Raw genomic sequence first — 17,858 nt, 5'->3', positions numbered from 1 at the left:
AGAAGAGTTGTCCGATGGCCGCAGATGCGAACGCCCCGACTGCAAGTGAATACATCGTTCACCACCTGCAGCATCTCCAGAACATCAAGCAGAAGTCCATCATCGACTTCTCGGTGGTCAATCTTGACTCCATCGTGGTCAGCGTGACCCTTGGCGTGCTGAGCCTGTTCATCATGTGGCTGGCCGCGCGCAAGGCGACCTCGGGAACGCCAGGTCGCTTCCAGGCCGCCGTCGAAATGCTGGTGGAGATGGTGGACAACCAGGCCAAGGCCAACATCCACAATGCCCAGAGTCGCAAGTTCATCGCCCCCCTGGCGCTCACGGTGTTCGTCTGGATCTTCATGATGAACGCCATGGACCTGCTGCCGGTCGACCTGCTGCCCGTGCTGTGGCAAGGCGTCCAAGGCGACTCGCATGCCTATCTGCGCGTCGTGCCTACAGCCGACCTCTCGACCACGCTGGGTCTGTCCTCCGCCGTGCTGATCCTGTGCTTCTTCTACAGCATCAAGATCAAGGGCATGGGCGGCTGGGCCCACGAACTGGTGACCGCTCCGTTCGGTACCAGCAAGAATCCGTTGTTTGCCGTGGTCCTGGGTGTCGTGAACCTGGCCATGCAAATCATTGAATATGTCGCCAAGACGGTTTCGCATGGCATGCGACTGTTCGGCAACATGTACGCTGGTGAGTTGGTGTTCTGTCTGATCGCTCTGATGGGCGGTGCGGCTGCCATGTCGCTTTCCGGTGTGTTGCTCCCCGTGGGGCACATCATTGCGGGCTCGATCTGGGCGGTCTTCCACATTCTGATCATCACCCTGCAAGCCTTCATTTTCATGATGCTGACGCTGATTTACCTCGGCCAGGCGCATGAAGCCCACTGACCATTTCCCTTTCCTCTCAACCTTTCCCTTTCTTTAATCTCAGGAGTCATCATGGAAAACATTCTCGGTCTCGTCGCTCTGGCTTGTGGTCTGATCGTTGGTCTGGGCGCTATCGGCGCTTCGATCGGTATCGCCCTGATGGGTGGCAAGTTCCTGGAATCCTCCGCACGTCAGCCTGAGCTGATCAACGAACTGCAAACCAAGATGTTCATCTTGGCCGGTCTGATCGACGCTGCCTTCCTGATCGGTGTGGCCATCGCTCTGCTGTTCGCTTTCGCCAACCCCTTCGTCCTGGCCTAAGCCCTCGTCAACGCCCTAAATAGAAAGGTGTTGCCGTGAGTATCAACGCGACCCTGTTCGTTCAGGCCATAGTCTTCCTGATCCTGGTGCTGTTCACGATGAAGTTCGTGTGGCCCCCGATTGCGAAGGCTCTGGATGAGCGAGCCCAGAAAATCGCCGATGGTCTCGCAGCTGCCGATCGTGCCAAGACCGAGCTCGCCGCTGCCGACCAGCGCGTGAAGCAGGAACTGGCTGCCGCCAGCAACGAAACCGCGACACGCTTGGCTGACGCCGAGCGCCGCGCCCAGGCCATCATCGAAGAAGCCAAGGCGCGCGCCACCGAGGAAGGCAACAAGATCGTCGCTGCCGCGCGCACCGAGGCTGAGCAGCAGGCGATTGCCGCCCGCGAAGCCCTGCGTGAGCAGGTGGCGGCCCTGGCCGTCAAGGGGGCTGAGCAGATTCTCCGCAAGGAAGTCAACGCCGGCGTTCATGCCGATCTGCTGAACCGTCTGAAGACCGAGCTGTAAGGGAGCAATTCAATGGCTGAACTCGCCACCATTGCCCGCCCTTACGCCGAGGCGCTGTACAAGGCCTGCACTGATAAAACCGGTGCGGATCTGAATGGCGCCACCGCTTGGGTGGACGAGCTGGCGGCGATTGCCGCCAATCCCCAATTGCGCCAACTGGCGGACAACCCGAAGGTGACGGGCGAGCAGGTGTTCGGCGTCATCTCGGGTGTCGCTCGTTCGGCACTGCCCGACCTGGCCAAGAACTTCCTGCGTACCGTGATCGACAACGGTCGGGTGCAGGCCTTGCCTGAGATCGCGGCCCAATTCCGCGCGCTGGTCAATCGCAGTCACGGATCCTCGGATGCAGTGGTGTACAGCGCCTTTCCGCTGGATGCAGCTGCCCTGACCAGCTTGGGCGCCACGCTCGAGAAGCGCTTTGGCCGCAAGCTGAATCTCTCCGTGCAACAGGACGAGACGTTGATCGGTGGCGTGCGCGTGGTGGTGGGGGACGAGGTGCTGGACACCTCCGTCAAGGCCCGTCTGGAACAAATGAAAGCGGCCCTCACGGCCTGAGCGGCTTGAGGTTTCGGCTATACCCAAAGAAAGAAGGAAAGAGTCATGCAACTCAATCCCGCAGAAATTTCTGAACTGATCAAGAGCCGCATCGAAGGTCTGGCAGCCAGCAGCGACATCCGTAATCAGGGCACCGTGGTGTCCGTGACGGACGGTATCGTGCGCGTCCACGGTCTGTCGGATGTGATGCAGGGCGAAATGCTCGAATTCCCAGCCTCCAAGGACGGTCAGCCCTCCTTCGGTCTGGCGCTGAACCTTGAGCGCGACTCCGTCGGCGCCGTGATTCTGGGCGAGTACGAGCACATCTCCGAAGGCGACACCGTGAAGTGCACGGGCCGTATTCTGGAAGTGCCCGTGGGCCCCGAGCTGGTGGGCCGCGTGGTGAACGCCCTGGGCCAACCCATTGACGGCAAGGGCCCGATCAACGCCAAGATGACGGACGTGATCGAGAAGGTCGCTCCCGGTGTGATCGCGCGTCAGTCCGTGGATCAGCCGCTGCAGACCGGCCTGAAGTCCATCGACTCCATGGTGCCGATCGGCCGTGGCCAGCGCGAGCTGATCATCGGTGACCGCCAGACGGGTAAGACGGCCGTGGCCATCGACGCCATCATCAACCAGAAGGGCCAGGGCGTGACGTGTATCTACGTCGCCATCGGCCAGAAGGCTTCGTCGATCAAGAACGTGGTGCGGGCTCTGGAGCAGGCAGGCGCGATGGAGTACACCATCGTCGTGGCGGCATCGGCCTCCGAATCCGCCGCCATGCAGTACGTGTCGGCCTACTCCGGCTGCACGATGGGCGAGTATTTCCGCGACCGCGGCGAAGACGCGCTGATCGTGTATGACGATCTGTCCAAGCAGGCCGTGGCCTACCGCCAGGTGTCGCTGCTGCTGCGTCGTCCGCCGGGCCGCGAAGCCTTCCCCGGCGACGTGTTCTATCTCCACAGCCGCCTGCTGGAGCGTGCCGCTCGCGTGAACGCCGACTACGTCGAAGCCTTCACCAAGGGTGAGGTCAAGGGCAAGACGGGTTCGCTGACGGCGCTGCCCGTGATCGAAACGCAGGCCGGCGACGTGTCCGCATTCGTGCCGACCAACGTGATTTCGATCACCGACGGCCAGATCTTCCTGGAAACCAGCCTGTTCAACGCTGGTATCCGTCCCGCCATCAACGCCGGTATCTCGGTGTCGCGCGTGGGTGGTGCTGCACAGACCAAGCTGGTCAAGGGCCTGTCCGGCGGTATCCGTACCGACCTGGCGCAGTACCGTGAGCTGGCTGCCTTTGCGCAGTTCGCCTCCGACCTGGACGAAGCCACCCGCAAGCAGCTGGACCGCGGCGCGCGCGTGACCGAACTGCTGAAGCAGCCGCAGTACAGCCCGCTGCCCGTCAGCCTGATGGGCGCCACGCTGTTCGCGGTGAACAAGGGCTTCCTGGACGATGTGGATGTGAAGAAGGTTCTGGCCTTCGAATCCGGTCTGCACCAGTTCCTCAAGACGAGCCATGCCGCTCTGCTGGGGCGCCTGGAGCAGAACCGCGCGTTCGACAAGGAAGGCAAGGACGAAGCCGAACTGACGCAAGCCATCACGGCGTTCAAGAAGTCGTTCGTTTAAACCGGACGAGGACCCATCATGGCAGCAGGCAAGGAAATACGCGGCAAGATCAAATCGGTGGAGAACACCAAGAAGATCACCAAAGCCATGGAAATGGTGGCCGCGTCCAAGATGCGCAAGGCGCAGGACCGCATGCGCGCCGCCCGTCCCTATGCCGAGAAGGTTCGCAATATTGCGGCCCACCTCGGCGAGGCCAACCCCGAGTACGTTCACCCCTTCATGAAGGTGAACGATGCGAAGGCGGCCGGCATCATTGTCGTGACGACCGACAAGGGCCTGTGCGGAGGCATGAACACCAACGTGTTGCGTGCAGTGACCACCAAGCTGCGCGACCTGCAGTCCGCTGGTGTGCAAACGCAGGCCGTTGCCATTGGCAACAAGGGCCTGGGTTTTCTCAACCGCGTGGGCGCCAAGGTGGTTGCGCATGCCACGGGGTTGGGCGATACGCCGCACCTGGACAAGCTGATCGGGCCGGTGAAGGTGCTGCTGGACGCTTATGCGGAAGGCAAGGTCAACGCGGTGTACCTGAGCTACACCAAGTTCATCAACACCATGAAGCAGGAGTCGGTGGTGGAGCAACTGCTGCCACTGTCTTCCGAAAAGATGCAGGCCGAGAAGACCGGGCACGGTTGGGACTACATCTATGAGCCCGATGCGCAGAGCGTGATTGACGAACTGCTGGTGCGCTATGTCGAGTCGCTGATCTATCAGGCAGTGGCGGAGAACATGGCGTCCGAGCAGTCGGCGCGGATGGTGGCCATGAAGGCCGCCACCGACAACGCCGGCAACGTCATCAACGAGCTCAAGCTGGTCTACAACAAGACGCGCCAAGCCGCGATCACGAAGGAACTTTCGGAGATCGTCGCAGGTGCTGCGGCAGTTTAAATTTCTGGAGCAAAAAAATGGCTCAAGTGCAAGGCAAGATTGTTCAATGTATCGGCGCCGTGGTGGACGTGGAGTTCCCGCGTGACCAGATGCCCAAGGTGTACGACGCCCTGAAGCTCGAAGGCTCGGCCCTGACGCTGGAAGTGCAGCAGCAGCTGGGCGACGGCGTGGTGCGTACCATTGCCCTGGGTTCGTCCGACGGCCTCAAGCGTGGCCTGATGGTGACCAACACCGGCAACGCCATCACCGTGCCCGTGGGCAAGGCGACCCTGGGTCGCATCATGGACGTGCTGGGCAACCCCATCGACGAGCGCGGCCCCGTGAGCCAGGAGCTCACTGCCTCCATCCACCGCAAGGCGCCCGCTTATGACGAGCTGAGCCCTTCGCAGGAACTGCTCGAAACCGGCATCAAGGTGATCGATTTGGTCTGCCCGTTCGCCAAGGGCGGCAAGGTGGGTCTGTTCGGTGGCGCTGGCGTGGGCAAGACCGTGAACATGATGGAACTCATCAACAACATCGCCAAGGCACACTCGGGCCTGTCGGTGTTCGCTGGTGTGGGTGAGCGTACCCGCGAGGGCAACGACTTCTATCACGAGATGGCCGACTCCGGCGTCGTGAACCTGGAGAACCTGGGCGAGTCCAAGGTGGCCATGGTCTACGGCCAGATGAACGAGCCCCCGGGCAACCGTCTGCGCGTGGCCCTGACCGGCCTGACGATCGCCGAGTCGTTCCGTGACGAAGGCCGCGACGTGTTGTTCTTCGTGGACAACATCTACCGCTACACGCTGGCCGGTACCGAAGTGTCCGCCCTGCTGGGCCGCATGCCCTCCGCCGTGGGCTACCAGCCCACGCTGGCCGAGGAAATGGGCCGCCTGCAAGAGCGTATTACGTCCACCAAGGTGGGTTCGATCACTTCGATCCAGGCCGTGTACGTGCCTGCCGACGACTTGACCGACCCTTCGCCCGCCACGACCTTCGCCCACCTGGACTCCACCGTGGTGCTGTCGCGTGACATCGCCGCCCTGGGTATCTATCCCGCCGTGGACCCCCTGGACTCGACCAGCCGCCAGCTGGACCCGCAAGTTGTGGGCGAAGAGCACTACAAGGTGGCCCGCGAAGTGCAGGGCACGCTGCAGCGTTACAAGGAACTGCGCGACATCATCGCCATTCTGGGCATGGACGAGCTGGCTCCCGAAGACAAGCTGACCGTGGCCCGCGCCCGCAAGATCCAGCGTTTCCTGTCGCAGCCGTTCCACGTGGCCGAAGTGTTCACGGGCTCGCCCGGCAAGTACGTGCCTCTGTCCGAAACCATCCGTGGCTTCAAGATGATTGCCTCCGGTGAGTGCGATCACCTGCCCGAGCAGGCCTTCTACATGGTGGGCACGATCGACGAGGCCTTCGAAAAGGCGAAGAAGGTCGGCTGATGCCAGGTGGCCGGTGGGCCAAGCCCATCGGCCCTTGACAGGCCAGACCCTCCCTTTTTCTAGGAGCAAAGATGAACACCATCCACGTTGATGTGGTCAGTGCCGAGGAGTCCATCTTCTCCGGCGAGGCGCGCTTTGTCGCGCTGCCCGGCGAAGCGGGCGAACTGGGCATCTATCCGCGCCACACGCCGCTCATCACCCGCATCAAGCCGGGTTCGGTGCGCATCGAATTGCCCAATGGCAACGAAGAGTTCGTTTTCGTGGCCGGTGGCATTCTGGAAGTGCAGCCCAACTGCGTGACCGTCCTGTCCGACACGGCTATCCGTGGCAAGGATCTGGATGACCAGAAGGCGCAGGAGGCCAAGTCCGCAGCGGAAGAGGCCCTGAAGAACGCCAAGAGCGAGATCGACCTGGCGCGTGCCCAGTCCGAGCTGGCCGTCATGGCGGCGCAGATCGCTGCGCTGCGCAAGTTCCGTCAAAAGCGCTGACACAGAGCACCACGATCGATTCGCTGAAAGGGAACGTGTGAACGTTCCCTTTTTTATTTCCGGGGCACTGCGCCTCGCCCCGGGGCTCCCGTTCAGGGGGCGATCACCGGTGCATCCGGCAGCTCGTTGCCTCCGGTGCCGAGGACTTCTTCCGATGGGCCACGCGGAAAGTGCGTGACCAGCAGTGCCGACACTTCCGCGAGTGCCTGCGTCAGCCCGTCCTCGTAGCGTTCCGCCCGGAACGCCTCGCCCATATGGGCCAGCGTCGCGCGCCAGGTTTCCGGTGCCACGCGGTGCGTAAGGCCCCGGTCGGCCACGATCTCGATGGCATGCTCGGCCAGCAGCAGATAGATCAGCACGCCGTTGTTGAGCTCCGTGTCCCACACGCGCAGCTTGCCGAACTGCGTGATCGCCCGCTCCCGGACGCTGGCGCCGCGCCACAGGTAGGACAGGGGCAGGCCGCCCTCCACGCAGATGCGGATCTGGCCGGTATGGCGGCGTTCGCTGGCCGCCACGCGCTGGGCCAGGCGTTCCAGCATGTCGGGGGGCAGGGCCTGGTGCAGGCCGCCGTCGGCCCAGCGGTGTCGCAGCAGGCGGGTCAGGCGGCGCAGCATGCCGTGCGGCGGTTGTGGAGGGGGTGTGACCATGTTGCTTGTGCCTTGCCTGAGCCTACCAGTCGCCGGAGGCGCCGCCGCCGCCAAAGTCCCCGCCGCCACCGGAGCTGAATCCGCCCCCGCCGCCTCCGCCGAATCCCCCGCCACCCCAGCCTCCGCCGCCGCCATGCCACACCACGGGGCCGCCGCGGCCGGCAAAGATCCAGGTGTAGAGCAGCGCCATCAGCCCCGCGCCTGCGGCCAGCAGCAGGCTGGACGTGACGATGAAGGCCAGCAGACCCGCGCCGCCGCCCATGACCAGGCCGCCCAGCCGCTGCCCGAACAGGCGGCGCGCCAGCGGGCCGGCCGCCATCACGCCGAAGAACAGGAAGATGGCGAGATCGGTCCAGTCGAAGCCGTCCTGCTGCGCCCCTGCGCGCCCCTGCCATTCGCCCTGGGGCGGGGGCAGGGCCTCGCCGGCGATGCGTGCGCCGATCTGCTGCACGGCGGCGTCCAGTCCGCCCGCGAAGTCGCCCTCGCGAAAGCGCGGCTTCATGGCGCCGTCGATGATGCGCGCGGCGGCGATGTCGGGAATCGCACCCTCCAGCGCCTTGGCGACCTCGATGCGCATGCGGCGGTCGTCCTTGGCCACCAGCACCAGCACGCCGTCGCCTACCTCTTTGCGGCCTATCTTCCAGGCGTTGCCCACGCGATTGGCGAAGGCGGCAATGTCCTCCGGGGCGGTGGTTGTCACCATCAGCACCACCACCTGCGAGCCGTGCTGCTGCTCGATGGCCAGCAGCCGCGCCTCCAGCGCCTGGCGCTGGGCCTCGTTCAGCGTGGCGGTCTCGTCGATCACGCGCGCCGTGAGCGCGGGCACGGCACGCAGCGGCTGGGCGGCTGCCTGGGGGGCTCCGATAGCTCCTAAAAAGAGAGCTATCAGCGCTTGAAGGACAAGCGCTAGAGGCATATTTCGTTCAAATCCGGGTGGTCAGGGCTTGCTGGCCGGCGCGGGGCGCGAGAAGTCCACCGTGGGTGGCGTGCTGATCTGCGCCTCGTTTTGCACCGTGAAGCTGGGCTTGGGGGCGTAGCTGAAGGCCATGGCCGTGAGGTTGGTGGGAAAGCTGCGGGCGAGCACGTTGTACTCCTGCACGGTCTGGATGTAGCGGTTGCGCGCCACGGTGATGCGGTTTTCCGTGCCCTCCAGCGTCACGCGCAGGTCGCGGAAGGCCTGGTTGGCCTGCAGTTGCGGGTAGCGCTCGGCCACCACCATCAGGCGCGACAGCGCGCCGGACAGCTCGCCCTGTGCCTGCTGGAACTTGTTGAAGGCCTCGGGGTTGTTCAGCGTCTCGGGCGTGACCTGGATGGAGGTGGCCTTGGCGCGCGCCTCGATCACCCGGGTGAGCGTCTCCTGCTCGAACGCGGCCTCGCCCTTGACCGTGGCGACGATGTTGGGCACCAGGTCGGCGCGGCGCTGGTACTGGTTGAGCACCTCGCTCCACGCGGCCTTGGACTGCTCGTCCAGGCGCTGGAAGTCGTTGTAGCCGCAGCCCGACAGGGCCAGCACGGCGGCAAGGGTGGCGATGAGTCGTTTCATGGTGTGCACAGGCCTTTGCAACTCCGGGGATGGGCGGCGGCACCGGACGCGCCGCGCACGATGCTGGCATTGTGCATGCATTGGCCGGGGCCGTGACAAGCCGCGCCGCGGCGCAGACAATGGGGCTTCCCTGACCGCACGGCATCGCCATGACCCGACCCTCCCTGCGTGCAGCCGCCCTGGCCGGCACTCCCGACGACATCGAAGCATCGTTCTACGACGCACTGCAGGCCGGCGACATCGAACGCGTGATGGCCTGCTGGGCCGATGAGGACGAGATCGTTTGCGTGCATCCCGGCAGCGCCCGCCTGCTCGGGCCGGCGGCCATCCGCGCGGGGTTCGCGGCCATGCTGGAGCATGGCGGGCTCAACGTGCGCCCGGCGCAGGTGGTGCGCATGCAGGCGCTGGCGAGCACCGTGCACAGCGTGCTGGAACACGTGAGCGTCATGCTGCCCGACGGCCCGCGCGAGGCCGTGGTCCACGCCACCAACGTCTATCACAAGACCCCGCAGGGTTGGCGGCTGGTGGCACACCATGCCAGCTCGGGCACCCTGCGCGAGGCCGCCATGCCCGAGCCGGCCCACCATGTGCTGCACTGAGCGTATCCGCGTGCCAAGCCACTCCACGGAGATGCCTATCCGGTTTTAGATGAAATTGGCCTTGGGGCAAGTAAATACAGGCGCTGACAGCTATGAAATATGAAGCACCGTCCTGGCTGCCCGGAGGCCATGCCCAGACCATCTGGCCGGCGCTGTTCGCGCGGCGCACGCGCGGGCCGCGGCCGCAGTACCGGCGCGAGCGCTGGACGGCACCCGACGGCGACTTCGTGGACGTGGATTTCCTCGCCCCCGAGGCGGCCGATGCCGAGGGGCGGGAGCCGCAACCCCTGCTGGTGCTGTTCCACGGGCTGGAGGGCTCGTCGCGCAGCCACTACGCCGAGGCGTTCGCCGAAGCCGCGCGGGAGCGGGGCTGGGGCTTCGCCGTGCCGCATTTCCGCGGCTGCAGCGGCGAGATCAACCGCGCGCCGCGAGCCTACCACTCTGGCGACCATGAGGAGATCGCCTGGCTGCTGGGCCGCTTCGCGCAGGCGCAGATGGCGCCCGCGGGCGGCCGGGCGCCGCTGTGGGCCGTGGGGGTGTCTCTGGGTGGCAATGCCTTGCTGCGCTGGGCCGCGGAGTGCGGTGCCGGCGCGGCGGCCTGCGTGGATGCGGTGGCCAGCGTCTGTGCGCCGCTGGACCTGGCGGCCGGGGGCCATGCCATAGGACAGGGCTTCAACCGGCAGGTGTACACGCGCATGTTCCTGCGCACCATGGTCCCCAAGGCGCTGGCCAAGCTCGCGCAGTACCCGGGCCTGTTCGACCGCGCGGCGCTGCTGGCGGCGCGGGACCTGCACGACTTCGACAACGTCTTCACCGCGCCGCTGCATGGCTTCCGCGATGCCGACGACTACTGGCGGCGGGCCTCCGCGCTGCCCCTGCTGCCGCGGGTGCGCGTGCCGGCGCTGGTGGTGAATGCGATCAACGACCCCTTCGTTCCCGCCTCCAGCCTGCCGCGGCCAGCGCAGGTGGGGCCGCTGGTCACGCTTTGGCAGCCGATGCAGGGCGGGCATGTGGGCTTCGCGCAGGGCGGCTGGCCCGGCCATGTGCGCGGCTTCCCCGATACCGTGGCGGCCTGGCTGGAGCAGCACCGTTAGCCGCCCTCGGCCGAACCGCCCGGCGGCGCGAAGGCGGCACAATCGCGCCATGGATGACATCGTCAAGCAGGCCATCGCCCGATGGCCCAACGTGCCGGACTGCTATGGCTGGCTGGGGCTGGATGCGCGCGGCCACTGGTATCTGCGCGACGAGGCCACGCAGGCATGCGGAGACTTTCGCGCGGCGCGCGGCACTCGGCTGGAGCATGGCAAGCTCATCGACTTCATCCATCGCAACTACGAGGCCGACGCGCGGGGCTGCTGGTTCTTCCAGAACGGGCCGCAGCGCGTGTATGTGGAGCTGGAGGCGGCGCCGCTGATCTGGCGCCTGGGCACCGATGGCGAGCCCATGGCGCACACCGGCCAGCCCGCCGGCCCGGTGGAGGAATGCCTGGTGGATGAGTGCGGGCGCGTGTACCTGGCAGGCGCCCCAGGGCTGGGGCTGGTCCACAGCCTGGATGTGGAGGCCGTGGCCCGCCAGATCGAGCAGGGCCGCTGGCTGCCGCGCGAAGTGTTCGCCCGCGATCTGCCCGCTGCCTATGGCTTTGTGCACAGCCCCGCCGCGCAGGCGGGCTGCGCCCAGCCCGGCCCATAGCCGCTGGCAACGGGGCGCCACAAACAAACAAGCCGGCGCATGGCCGGCTTGCAGGGGGAGGGCGGGAAGCGCTCAGCCGCCGGATGCGGTGGCAGCCGGGGCCGCGGCGCCCTCGGCCGCCGGGGCGGCGCCTTCGGCACCGGGGCGGTTGGGTTCGGCGAACTTGGCGCCGGCCGCATTGGCCAGATAGGCTACGCCGCGGGCGATCTCGGTGTCGTTGAAATCGCCGCCACCCTGCGGGGCCATGGCGCCCTTGCCCTTGAGCGCGGATTGCACCAGTGCGTCGAAGCCGGTCTGGATGCGCGCGCCCCAGGCGGCGGCATCGGCCAGCTTGGGGGCTCCGGCGGCGCCGGTGGCGTGGCAGGCGGCGCACTGGTTCTTGTAGACCTCTTCGCCGGCGCGCAGCGGGCGGTTGGCGTCACGCACTTCCACGCTGCCGACCTTCTGGATGCGCTGGGCAATCGCCAGTTCGGGGTTGGCAACACCGGCGGCGGGCTTGTTGCCCATGATCACGAAGTACACCAGCCCAATGATGGCGAACACCGGGAGCACGAAGGCAAAGATGACGGTGACCAGGAGCTGCTTCGGGTTCTTGATCGGCCCGGTATGCGCTTCGTCGTGGGTGTCGCTCATGGGATCCTCTGGTGATTCTGTTGTACTGGGGGCAGAAGGGAAATGAACGTTTGATTATAGAAGCCGCCTCCGCGCCCGCCGGTTGGGGAAAACAGGCAGGCGCGTGATCTTGAGCTATGTCAGGAACGCGGTGTTTCGTTGCCGGCTGTCCAGCCGCCGCCCAGCACCTTGTAGAGCGTGACCTGATTCTGCAGCTGCTGCAGGCGCGTCAGTACCAGGGCCTGCTCGGTGGCGAAGAGCGAGCGCTGCGCGTCCAGCAGGTCCAGGTAGCTCGCGACGCCGTTGCGGTAGCGCAGGTCGGACAGCTCCATGCGCTTGGTGTCGGCCTGCACCTGGGCGCGCTGGGCGTCGAACTGCTCCTGCAGCGTGCTTTGGCCGGCCAGCGCGTCGGACACTTCGCGGAAGGCGGTCTGGATGGACTTTTCGTACTGCGCCACGGCAATCTCGCGGCCCGCACGCGCGGACTCCAGGCCCGCCTGATTCCGTCCCGCGTCGAAGATGGGCAGCGTCAGCTGGGGCGCCAGCGAGAAGGCCCAGGAGCCGCTCTTGAACAGTCCCGACAGCTCATTGCTGACCGTGCCCACCGATGCCGTGAGCGAGATGCGCGGGAAGAAGGCCGCGCGCGCTGCGCCGATGTTGGCATTGGCGCCGATCAGCAACTGCTCGGCCTGGCGGATGTCGGGGCGACGCTCCAGCAGGTCCGAGGGCAGGCCCGCCGGCAGCGGCTGCATGGGCGCCGCATTGGCCAGGCGCGACGAGGGCAGGCTGGCCCGGATGTCGTCGGGTAGCGGCTGGCCCAGCAGCAAGGCGAGGGCGTTTTCGTCGAGCATGCGCTGGCGCTGCTGCTGCGCATAGGTGGCGCGGGCCGCCTGGGCCAGGCTTTCGGCCTGGCGGTTGTCGAGCTCGGAGCTTACGCCGTGCTCCAGGCGCAGACGCGTGAGCTTGACGGATTCCTCGCGCGTTTCCAGCGTGCGGCGGGAGATGTTCAGCAGCTCTTCGTCGGCCATCAGCGTGAGCCAGCCGGACGCCACCGCGGCCACCAGGCTGATCTGCGCCGACTTGCGGGCCTCCTCGGTGGCCAGGTACTGGGCCAGGGCCTGCTCCTTGAGGGCGGCCACGCGGCCGAAGAAGTCAATCTCCCAGGCGGAAACGCCCAGGCCCACCTGGAACAGGTTGTTGTATTCGCCGTTGGAGGTGCTGGGCTGGCGCGTGCCGCTGGCGAGGCCGCTCACCGTGGGGTACTGGTTGGCGCGCTGGATCTGGAACTGCGCACGTGCCTGCTCGATGTTGAGCATGGCCACGCGCAGGTCGCGGTTGTTGCCCAGCGCGATGCCGATCAGCGTCTGCAGGCGCGGGTCGCTGAAATATTCCTTCCAGTCCAGGTCGGCGGCCGTCTTGGCCGCGGCCGGCGTGTCGGCGCCCGTCAGGGCGAAGGCCTGCGGCACCGGTGCGGCCGGGCGCTCGTACTTCGGGATGAAGCTGCAGCCTGCCAGCAGTGCCGCAGCCAGCAGGGGAGAGAGGGCGCGCGCCGGGCGCGCGCTGGGCGATGGGTGCTTTTTGTGCATGTGTGGTTCTCCGGACTGCGTGCTCACGCCTCGCTGCGGTGCTGCAGGGCCTGCTTGGAGTCGTGGTCGTGCTGGCGCTGGCTGCCCTTGAAGAAGCTGCGCACCACCACGAAGAACACGGGAACAAAGATCACGGCCAGGAGGGTGCCGGTGATCATTCCGCCGATCACGCCGGTACCGATGGCGCGCTGGCTGGCCGAGCTTGCGCCCGAAGCCAGGAACAGCGGCACCACGCCTAGCGTGAAGGCCAGTGAGGTCATGATGATGGGACGGAAGCGCAGGTGGGCGGCCTCCAGTGCTGCCTCGATGACATTCTTGCCCGAGGCCTGCAGGTCCTTCGCGAACTCGATGATCAGAATGGCGTTCTTTGCCGACAGGCCGATGATGGTCACCAGGCCGATCTGGAAGTACACGTCGTTCGCCATGCCGCGCAGCAGCGTGGCCAGCACGACGCCCAGCACGCCCAGCGGCACCACGAGCAGTACCGAGAACGGGATGGACCAGCTCTCATAGAGCGCGGCCAGGCACAGGAACACGGCCAGCAGCGAGAACGCATACAGCACCATGGCCTGTGATCCGGCGAGCTTTTCCTCGCGCGACTGTCCCGTCCACTCGAAACCGAAGCCCTCGGGCAGCTGAGCCGCCAGGCGCTCCATTTCCTGCATGGCGTCGCCGGTACTGAAGCCCGGGGCCGCATTGCCTGCGATCTTCATCGACGGATAGCCGTTGTAGCGCACGGTTTGCATGGCACCCGTGATCCATTGCGTGGAGGCAAAGGTGGACAGCGGGATGACCTGCCCCTTGTCGTTGAGCACCGGCAGATCCAGCACCGACTCGGGCTGCATGCGGGCCGACGCGTCGGCCTGCACCACCACGCGCTGCAGGCGGCCCTGGTTGGGGAAGTCGTTGATGTAGGCAGAGCCCAGGGCCGTGGCCAGGGTGCTGCTGATGTTGTCGAACGAGACGCCCAGCGCATTGGCCTTGTCGCGATCAATATTGATCTGCATCTGGGGCGCGTCTTCCATGCCGTCCGGACGCACGCCGGCGAGCACCTTGCTCTGCGCGGCCATGCCCAGCAACTGGTTGCGTGCGCCGACCAGCGCATCGTGGCCCTTGGAGCCGCGGTCTTGCAGGCGGAAGGTGAAGCCCGATGCGGTGCCCAGTTCCGGGATGGGGGGCGGGCTGAGCGCGAAGATGAAGGCATCGCGGAACTGCGAGAGCGCACCCATGGCGCGGCCCGCGATCGCGTCGGCCGAGTGCTCGGGGCCCGGGCGCTCGCTCCAATCCTTGAGCGTGACGAACGCCAAGCCTGCGTTCTGGCCCTGGCCCGAGAAGGAGAAGCCGGCCACGGTGACGATGTCCTTCACTTCCGGCTGGTTCAGCGCGAAGTCTTCCACGGCGCTCAGCGCGGCTTGCGTACGTTCCAGTGCGGCACCCGAGGGCAACTGCACATTGGTGATCAGGTAGCCCTGGTCCTCATTGGGCAGGAACGAGGTGGGCAGGCGCATGTACACGATGCCCACTGCGCCAATCAGTGCCGCGTAGATGATCATCATGCGACCGCCGCGCCGCACCAGGCGGGACAGGCCCGACTCGTAGCTGTGCGTGGTGCTCTTGAACACGCGGTTGAACCAGCCGAAGAAGCCTTTCTTCTCGTGGTGGTCTTCCGACACGGGCTTGAGCAGTGTGCCGCACAGGGCCGGCGTGAGGGACAGGGCCAGGAAGGCCGAGAAGGCGATAGCCGTGCCCATGGTGGCCGCGAACTGTCGGTAGATATTGCCCGTGGAGCCCGCGAAGAACGCCAGCGGAACGAACACCGACACCAGCACCACGGTCACGCCCACGATGGCGCCCGAGATCTGGCCCATGGCCTTGCGAGTGGCCTGCAACGGCGGCAGACCCTCCTCGGCCATGATGCGCTCCACGTTCTCCACCACCACGATGGCGTCGTCCACCACGATGCCGATCACCAGCACCATGCCGAACATCGTCAGCACGTTGATCGAAAAACCCATGGCCAGCAAGGCGCCGAACGTACCCAGCAGCGCCACCGGCACCACGATGGTCGGGATGATGGTGTAGCGGAAGTTCTGCAGGAACAGGAACATCACCAGGAACACCAGCGCCACGGCTTCCAGCAGCGTGTGGACCACCTTTTCGATGGAGACCGAGATGAAGGTGGACGTGTCGTAGGGGATGGCGTAATCCACGCCCTCGGGAAAGTACTTCTGCAGTTCGGCCAGCTTGGCCTTCACAGCCTCGGCCGTGGCCAGTGCATTGGCGGTGGGGGTGAGCTGCACGCCCATGCCCACAGCGGGAGAGCCGTTGAGGCGCGCGCTGGTGCTGTAGCTTTGTGCTCCCAGCTCGATGCGCGCCACGTCCTTCAGGCGCACGGTGGAGCCGTCGGTGTTGGCGCGCAGGACGATGTCGCCAAACTGTTCGACGGTGGACAGCTGCCCCTTCACGACGATCGTGGCCGATGTCGTTTGCCCTTGCATGCTGGGCAGGTCGCCCAGATTGCCCGCCGACACCTGCACGTTCTGGGCGCGGATCGCGGCGTTGACCTGGCTGAGGGGCAGATTGAATCCCTTGAGCTTGACTGGGTCGACCCAGATGCGCATGGCACGCTCGGCACCGAATTGCGTCACACCGCCCACGCCGGGGATACGCTGCAGCTCGGGCACCACGTTGCGCGCAGCGTAGTCGTTGAGTGCCTCGATGCTCACATTGGGGCTGTCGGAGGTGAGGATGGAGAACAGCAGGAAGTTCGCGCGCGACTTCTCCACGCGCACGCCCTGCTGCGTCACGGCTGCCGGCAGGCGCGGGGTCGCGCGCGACAGGCGGTTTTGCACGTCCACCTGTGCCAGGTCGTCATTGGTGCCGGGCTCGAAGCTCAGCACGATGGAGCCCGTGCCATTGGCCTGGCTGGTGGTTTCCATGTAGGCCAGACCCGTGGCGCCATTCATCTCGCGCTCAATGACGGCGAGAACGGTGTCCTCCAGGGTTTGGGCCGTGGCGCCGGGGTAGGCCACCGACACCTGGATGGTGGGAGGGGCCACCGCCGGATACTGCGCCACGGGCAGTTGGGTGATGGACACGGCGCCTAGCACCATGATGAAGATGGCGATCACCCACGCGAAGATGGGGCGCTCGATAAAGAATTTGGCCATGTGCCGCGCTCCTGATTCTTATTGTTGGGCCGGTGTGGCAGCGGGCTGGCTCGCCGCCGGAGCCGCAGGGGCGGGAGCCTTGGGCGCGCCCTGCGGTTGCCAAGGCACGGGCTTGACGACGACGGGGGCGCCGGGCTTGCCGCGGGGCAGTTTCTGGAAACCATCCACCATGACCTGCTCACCCGACTTCAGGCCGTCGAGCACCACCCAGTTGGAGCCCTGCGCCGGCCCAAGCTTGATCGGGCGCGGTGCGACATGGTTGTCGGTGCCCACCACCATCACGGTGTCGGCCTTGCCGGTGCGGGTGACGGCCTGCTGGGGCAGCAAGATGCCGTTGTCCACCTGCGCCTGCTCCAGTTGCACTCGTACGTACAGGCCTGGCAGCAGCGAGCGGTCGGGGTTGGGCACTTCGGCGCGCATGGTCACCTGGCCGCTGGTGGAGTCCACCGTGAGATCGGTGAACAGAAGACGGCCCGCTTGCGGGTGGGTGCTGCCATCTTCCAGCACCAGGCGCACATTGGCGGCATTGGCGCCCGCCTGCTTGTACTTGCCGCTGGCCATGGCGGTCCGCAGCTTGAGGGCGTCGGACGCCGACTGTGTGAAGTTGATGTACAGCGGGTTGATCTGCTGGATCACGGCCAGCTCGGTGGGCGTACCCTGGCCGACCAGTGCGCCTTCGGTCACGAGCGCGCGGCCGATGCGACCGGAAATCGGAGCGGTGACCGTGGCGTAGCCCAGGTTGATGCGGGCCGTGGTCACGGCAGCCTTGGCTGCGGCAAGGTTGGCCTCGGCCGTCTTCTGCGCGGCAACGGCGTTGTCGTATTCCTGCTTGCTGATGGCATTGACCGCCACCAGGGGGCGGTAGCGCTCGGCCAGCGCGCGGCTTTGGGCCAGGCTGGCCTCGGCCTGTGCCACGCTGGCCTCGGCGCTGGCCAGATTGGCCTGGTAGGGCGCACTGTCGATGAGGAACAGCTGTTGGCCGGCCTTCACGTCGCTGCCTTCGCTGAACAGACGCTTTTGCAAAATGCCCGCGGCCCGAGCGCGCACCTGGGCCACGCGCGAGGCTTCCAGGCGGCCTGGCAGCTCGGTGACCAGTCCAATGTCGCCTGGCTGCACCGTGACCACGCCCACTTCGGGCGGCGGGGGGGCGCCGGCACCGGCGGGGGCGTCCCCCTTCTTGCCACAAGCGCTCAAGGCCAATGCGGCGGCCAGGGCGATCGACAGGATCGCTGTCGGAGGGCGCCGGGGTTGGCGGGCATGGAGGGCGTTCTCGTTGTTCAGACGGGGCATGGGATTCCTTTGGTACGCAAGGTGCATGAAGTGCTGTGCAGGCAAGCAGGGAATGTTGGCATTGACGAATGACAAATGCTC

The 17,858-nt window shown here is 66.0% G+C and carries 18 protein-coding genes; 11 read left to right on the top strand and 7 right to left on the bottom strand.

Annotated features, from left to right (window positions below; translation table 11 throughout):
• Positions 1 to 14 precede the first annotated feature (14 nt).
• The 8 genes from atpB to BP68_RS16865 all read left to right on the top strand — a co-directional run bounded on the left by atpB (position 15) and on the right by BP68_RS16865 (position 6,641).
• Positions 15 to 878 (top strand): F0F1 ATP synthase subunit A, encoded by an 864-nt coding sequence (atpB, locus tag BP68_RS16900; RefSeq protein ID WP_496373911.1) that lies wholly within the window; start codon positions 15 to 17, stop codon positions 876 to 878.
• A gap of 51 nt (positions 879 to 929) precedes the next feature.
• Positions 930 to 1,178, top strand: a complete 249-nt coding sequence (atpE, locus tag BP68_RS16895; RefSeq protein WP_011803767.1) for a F0F1 ATP synthase subunit C — start codon at positions 930 to 932, stop codon at positions 1,176 to 1,178.
• Between the two features lie 35 nt (positions 1,179 to 1,213).
• Positions 1,214 to 1,684 carry a F0F1 ATP synthase subunit B gene (locus tag BP68_RS16890; protein ID WP_496373909.1) on the top strand — a complete coding sequence of 157 codons (471 nt, stop codon included), beginning with the start codon at positions 1,214 to 1,216 and terminating at the stop codon, positions 1,682 to 1,684.
• A gap of 12 nt (positions 1,685 to 1,696) precedes the next feature.
• Entirely contained in the window at positions 1,697 to 2,239 is a 543-nt protein-coding gene (locus BP68_RS16885; RefSeq protein WP_496373907.1) for a F0F1 ATP synthase subunit delta, read from the top strand.
• Between the two features lie 45 nt (positions 2,240 to 2,284).
• A complete protein-coding gene (atpA, locus tag BP68_RS16880; protein WP_496373905.1) occupies positions 2,285 to 3,844 on the top strand; it encodes a F0F1 ATP synthase subunit alpha in 1,560 nt (519 codons plus the stop codon).
• An 18-nt stretch (positions 3,845 to 3,862) separates the two neighbouring features.
• Positions 3,863 to 4,729: a F0F1 ATP synthase subunit gamma gene (atpG, locus tag BP68_RS16875; protein WP_496373903.1), complete on the top strand. Its 867-nt coding sequence runs from the start codon at positions 3,863 to 3,865 to the stop codon at positions 4,727 to 4,729.
• A 17-nt stretch (positions 4,730 to 4,746) separates the two neighbouring features.
• Complete coding sequence (gene atpD / locus BP68_RS16870; RefSeq protein WP_496373901.1) at positions 4,747 to 6,153, top strand: F0F1 ATP synthase subunit beta; 1,407 nt, start codon at positions 4,747 to 4,749, stop codon at positions 6,151 to 6,153.
• Between the two features lie 71 nt (positions 6,154 to 6,224).
• A complete protein-coding gene (locus tag BP68_RS16865) occupies positions 6,225 to 6,641 on the top strand; it encodes a F0F1 ATP synthase subunit epsilon (protein ID WP_496373899.1) in 417 nt (138 codons plus the stop codon).
• 92 nt (positions 6,642 to 6,733) lie between these two features.
• Here BP68_RS16865 and BP68_RS16860 read toward each other — a convergent pair whose 3' ends face one another.
• The 3 genes from BP68_RS16860 to BP68_RS16850 are packed head-to-tail and all read right to left on the bottom strand — an operon-like array spanning position 6,734 to position 8,831.
• Positions 6,734 to 7,288, bottom strand: a complete 555-nt coding sequence (locus BP68_RS16860; protein WP_496373897.1) for a TPM domain-containing protein — start codon at positions 7,286 to 7,288, stop codon at positions 6,734 to 6,736.
• Positions 7,289 to 7,310: 22 nt separating this feature from the next.
• On the bottom strand, positions 7,311 to 8,204 hold the full coding sequence (locus BP68_RS16855) for a TPM domain-containing protein (RefSeq protein WP_496373895.1): 894 nt from the start codon (positions 8,202 to 8,204) through the stop codon (positions 7,311 to 7,313).
• Positions 8,205 to 8,225: 21 nt separating this feature from the next.
• Positions 8,226 to 8,831: a LemA family protein gene (locus BP68_RS16850; RefSeq protein ID WP_496373893.1), complete on the bottom strand. Its 606-nt coding sequence runs from the start codon at positions 8,829 to 8,831 to the stop codon at positions 8,226 to 8,228.
• 149 nt (positions 8,832 to 8,980) lie between these two features.
• Here BP68_RS16850 and BP68_RS16845 point away from each other — a divergent pair, with 149 nt between their 5' ends.
• From BP68_RS16845 to BP68_RS16835, 3 genes are all read left to right on the top strand, one after another.
• Entirely contained in the window at positions 8,981 to 9,430 is a 450-nt protein-coding gene (locus BP68_RS16845; protein WP_496373891.1) for a YybH family protein, read from the top strand.
• 92 nt (positions 9,431 to 9,522) lie between these two features.
• Positions 9,523 to 10,524 (top strand): YheT family hydrolase, encoded by a 1,002-nt coding sequence (locus BP68_RS16840; protein ID WP_496373889.1) that lies wholly within the window; start codon positions 9,523 to 9,525, stop codon positions 10,522 to 10,524.
• A gap of 49 nt (positions 10,525 to 10,573) precedes the next feature.
• Positions 10,574 to 11,119, top strand: a complete 546-nt coding sequence (locus tag BP68_RS16835; RefSeq protein ID WP_496373887.1) for a DUF2946 family protein — start codon at positions 10,574 to 10,576, stop codon at positions 11,117 to 11,119.
• 72 nt (positions 11,120 to 11,191) lie between these two features.
• Here the strand turns inward: BP68_RS16835 and BP68_RS16830 are convergent, their stop codons facing one another.
• The 4 genes from BP68_RS16830 to BP68_RS16815 all read right to left on the bottom strand — a co-directional run bounded on the left by BP68_RS16830 (position 11,192) and on the right by BP68_RS16815 (position 17,777).
• Positions 11,192 to 11,752, bottom strand: coding sequence for a c-type cytochrome (locus tag BP68_RS16830; RefSeq protein WP_496373885.1), 561 nt, complete (start codon positions 11,750 to 11,752; stop codon positions 11,192 to 11,194).
• Between the two features lie 119 nt (positions 11,753 to 11,871).
• On the bottom strand, positions 11,872 to 13,317 hold the full coding sequence (locus BP68_RS16825; RefSeq protein ID WP_496373883.1) for an efflux transporter outer membrane subunit: 1,446 nt from the start codon (positions 13,315 to 13,317) through the stop codon (positions 11,872 to 11,874).
• Positions 13,318 to 13,340: 23 nt separating this feature from the next.
• Positions 13,341 to 16,487: an efflux RND transporter permease subunit gene (locus tag BP68_RS16820; protein WP_496373881.1), complete on the bottom strand. Its 3,147-nt coding sequence runs from the start codon at positions 16,485 to 16,487 to the stop codon at positions 13,341 to 13,343.
• 18 nt (positions 16,488 to 16,505) lie between these two features.
• Positions 16,506 to 17,777 carry an efflux RND transporter periplasmic adaptor subunit gene (locus BP68_RS16815; RefSeq protein ID WP_496373879.1) on the bottom strand — a complete coding sequence of 424 codons (1,272 nt, stop codon included), beginning with the start codon at positions 17,775 to 17,777 and terminating at the stop codon, positions 16,506 to 16,508.
• Between the last annotated feature and the right edge of the window lie 81 nt (positions 17,778 to 17,858).

It is taken from the genome of Diaphorobacter oryzae DSM 22780 (genome assembly GCF_059568935.1).
The sequence above is the reverse complement of the archived record's forward strand: the minus strand, read 5'-3'. Positions and strand labels throughout refer to the sequence as shown.

Excerpts from the sequence above, each read along its gene's own strand:
- BP68_RS16815 (WP_496373879.1), bottom strand. The coding sequence starts at position 17,777 with ATGCCCCGTCTGAACAACGAGAACGCCCTCCATGCCCGCCAACCCCGG.
- BP68_RS16825 (WP_496373883.1), bottom strand. The coding sequence starts at position 13,317 with ATGCACAAAAAGCACCCATCGCCCAGCGCGCGCCCGGCGCGCGCCCTC.
- BP68_RS16840 (WP_496373889.1), top strand. The coding sequence starts at position 9,523 with ATGAAATATGAAGCACCGTCCTGGCTGCCCGGAGGCCATGCCCAGACC.
- BP68_RS16820 (WP_496373881.1), bottom strand. The coding sequence starts at position 16,487 with ATGGCCAAATTCTTTATCGAGCGCCCCATCTTCGCGTGGGTGATCGCC.
- BP68_RS16865 (WP_496373899.1), top strand. The coding sequence starts at position 6,225 with ATGAACACCATCCACGTTGATGTGGTCAGTGCCGAGGAGTCCATCTTC.
- BP68_RS16835 (WP_496373887.1), top strand. The coding sequence starts at position 10,574 with ATGGATGACATCGTCAAGCAGGCCATCGCCCGATGGCCCAACGTGCCG.
- BP68_RS16885 (WP_496373907.1), top strand. The coding sequence starts at position 1,697 with ATGGCTGAACTCGCCACCATTGCCCGCCCTTACGCCGAGGCGCTGTAC.
- BP68_RS16850 (WP_496373893.1), bottom strand. The coding sequence starts at position 8,831 with ATGAAACGACTCATCGCCACCCTTGCCGCCGTGCTGGCCCTGTCGGGC.
- atpG (WP_496373903.1), top strand. The coding sequence starts at position 3,863 with ATGGCAGCAGGCAAGGAAATACGCGGCAAGATCAAATCGGTGGAGAAC.
- atpA (WP_496373905.1), top strand. The coding sequence starts at position 2,285 with ATGCAACTCAATCCCGCAGAAATTTCTGAACTGATCAAGAGCCGCATC.
- atpD (WP_496373901.1), top strand. The coding sequence starts at position 4,747 with ATGGCTCAAGTGCAAGGCAAGATTGTTCAATGTATCGGCGCCGTGGTG.
- BP68_RS16830 (WP_496373885.1), bottom strand. The coding sequence starts at position 11,752 with ATGAGCGACACCCACGACGAAGCGCATACCGGGCCGATCAAGAACCCG.
- atpB (WP_496373911.1), top strand. The coding sequence starts at position 15 with ATGGCCGCAGATGCGAACGCCCCGACTGCAAGTGAATACATCGTTCAC.
- BP68_RS16845 (WP_496373891.1), top strand. The coding sequence starts at position 8,981 with ATGACCCGACCCTCCCTGCGTGCAGCCGCCCTGGCCGGCACTCCCGAC.
- atpE (WP_011803767.1), top strand. The coding sequence starts at position 930 with ATGGAAAACATTCTCGGTCTCGTCGCTCTGGCTTGTGGTCTGATCGTT.
- BP68_RS16860 (WP_496373897.1), bottom strand. The coding sequence starts at position 7,288 with ATGGTCACACCCCCTCCACAACCGCCGCACGGCATGCTGCGCCGCCTG.
- BP68_RS16855 (WP_496373895.1), bottom strand. The coding sequence starts at position 8,204 with ATGCCTCTAGCGCTTGTCCTTCAAGCGCTGATAGCTCTCTTTTTAGGA.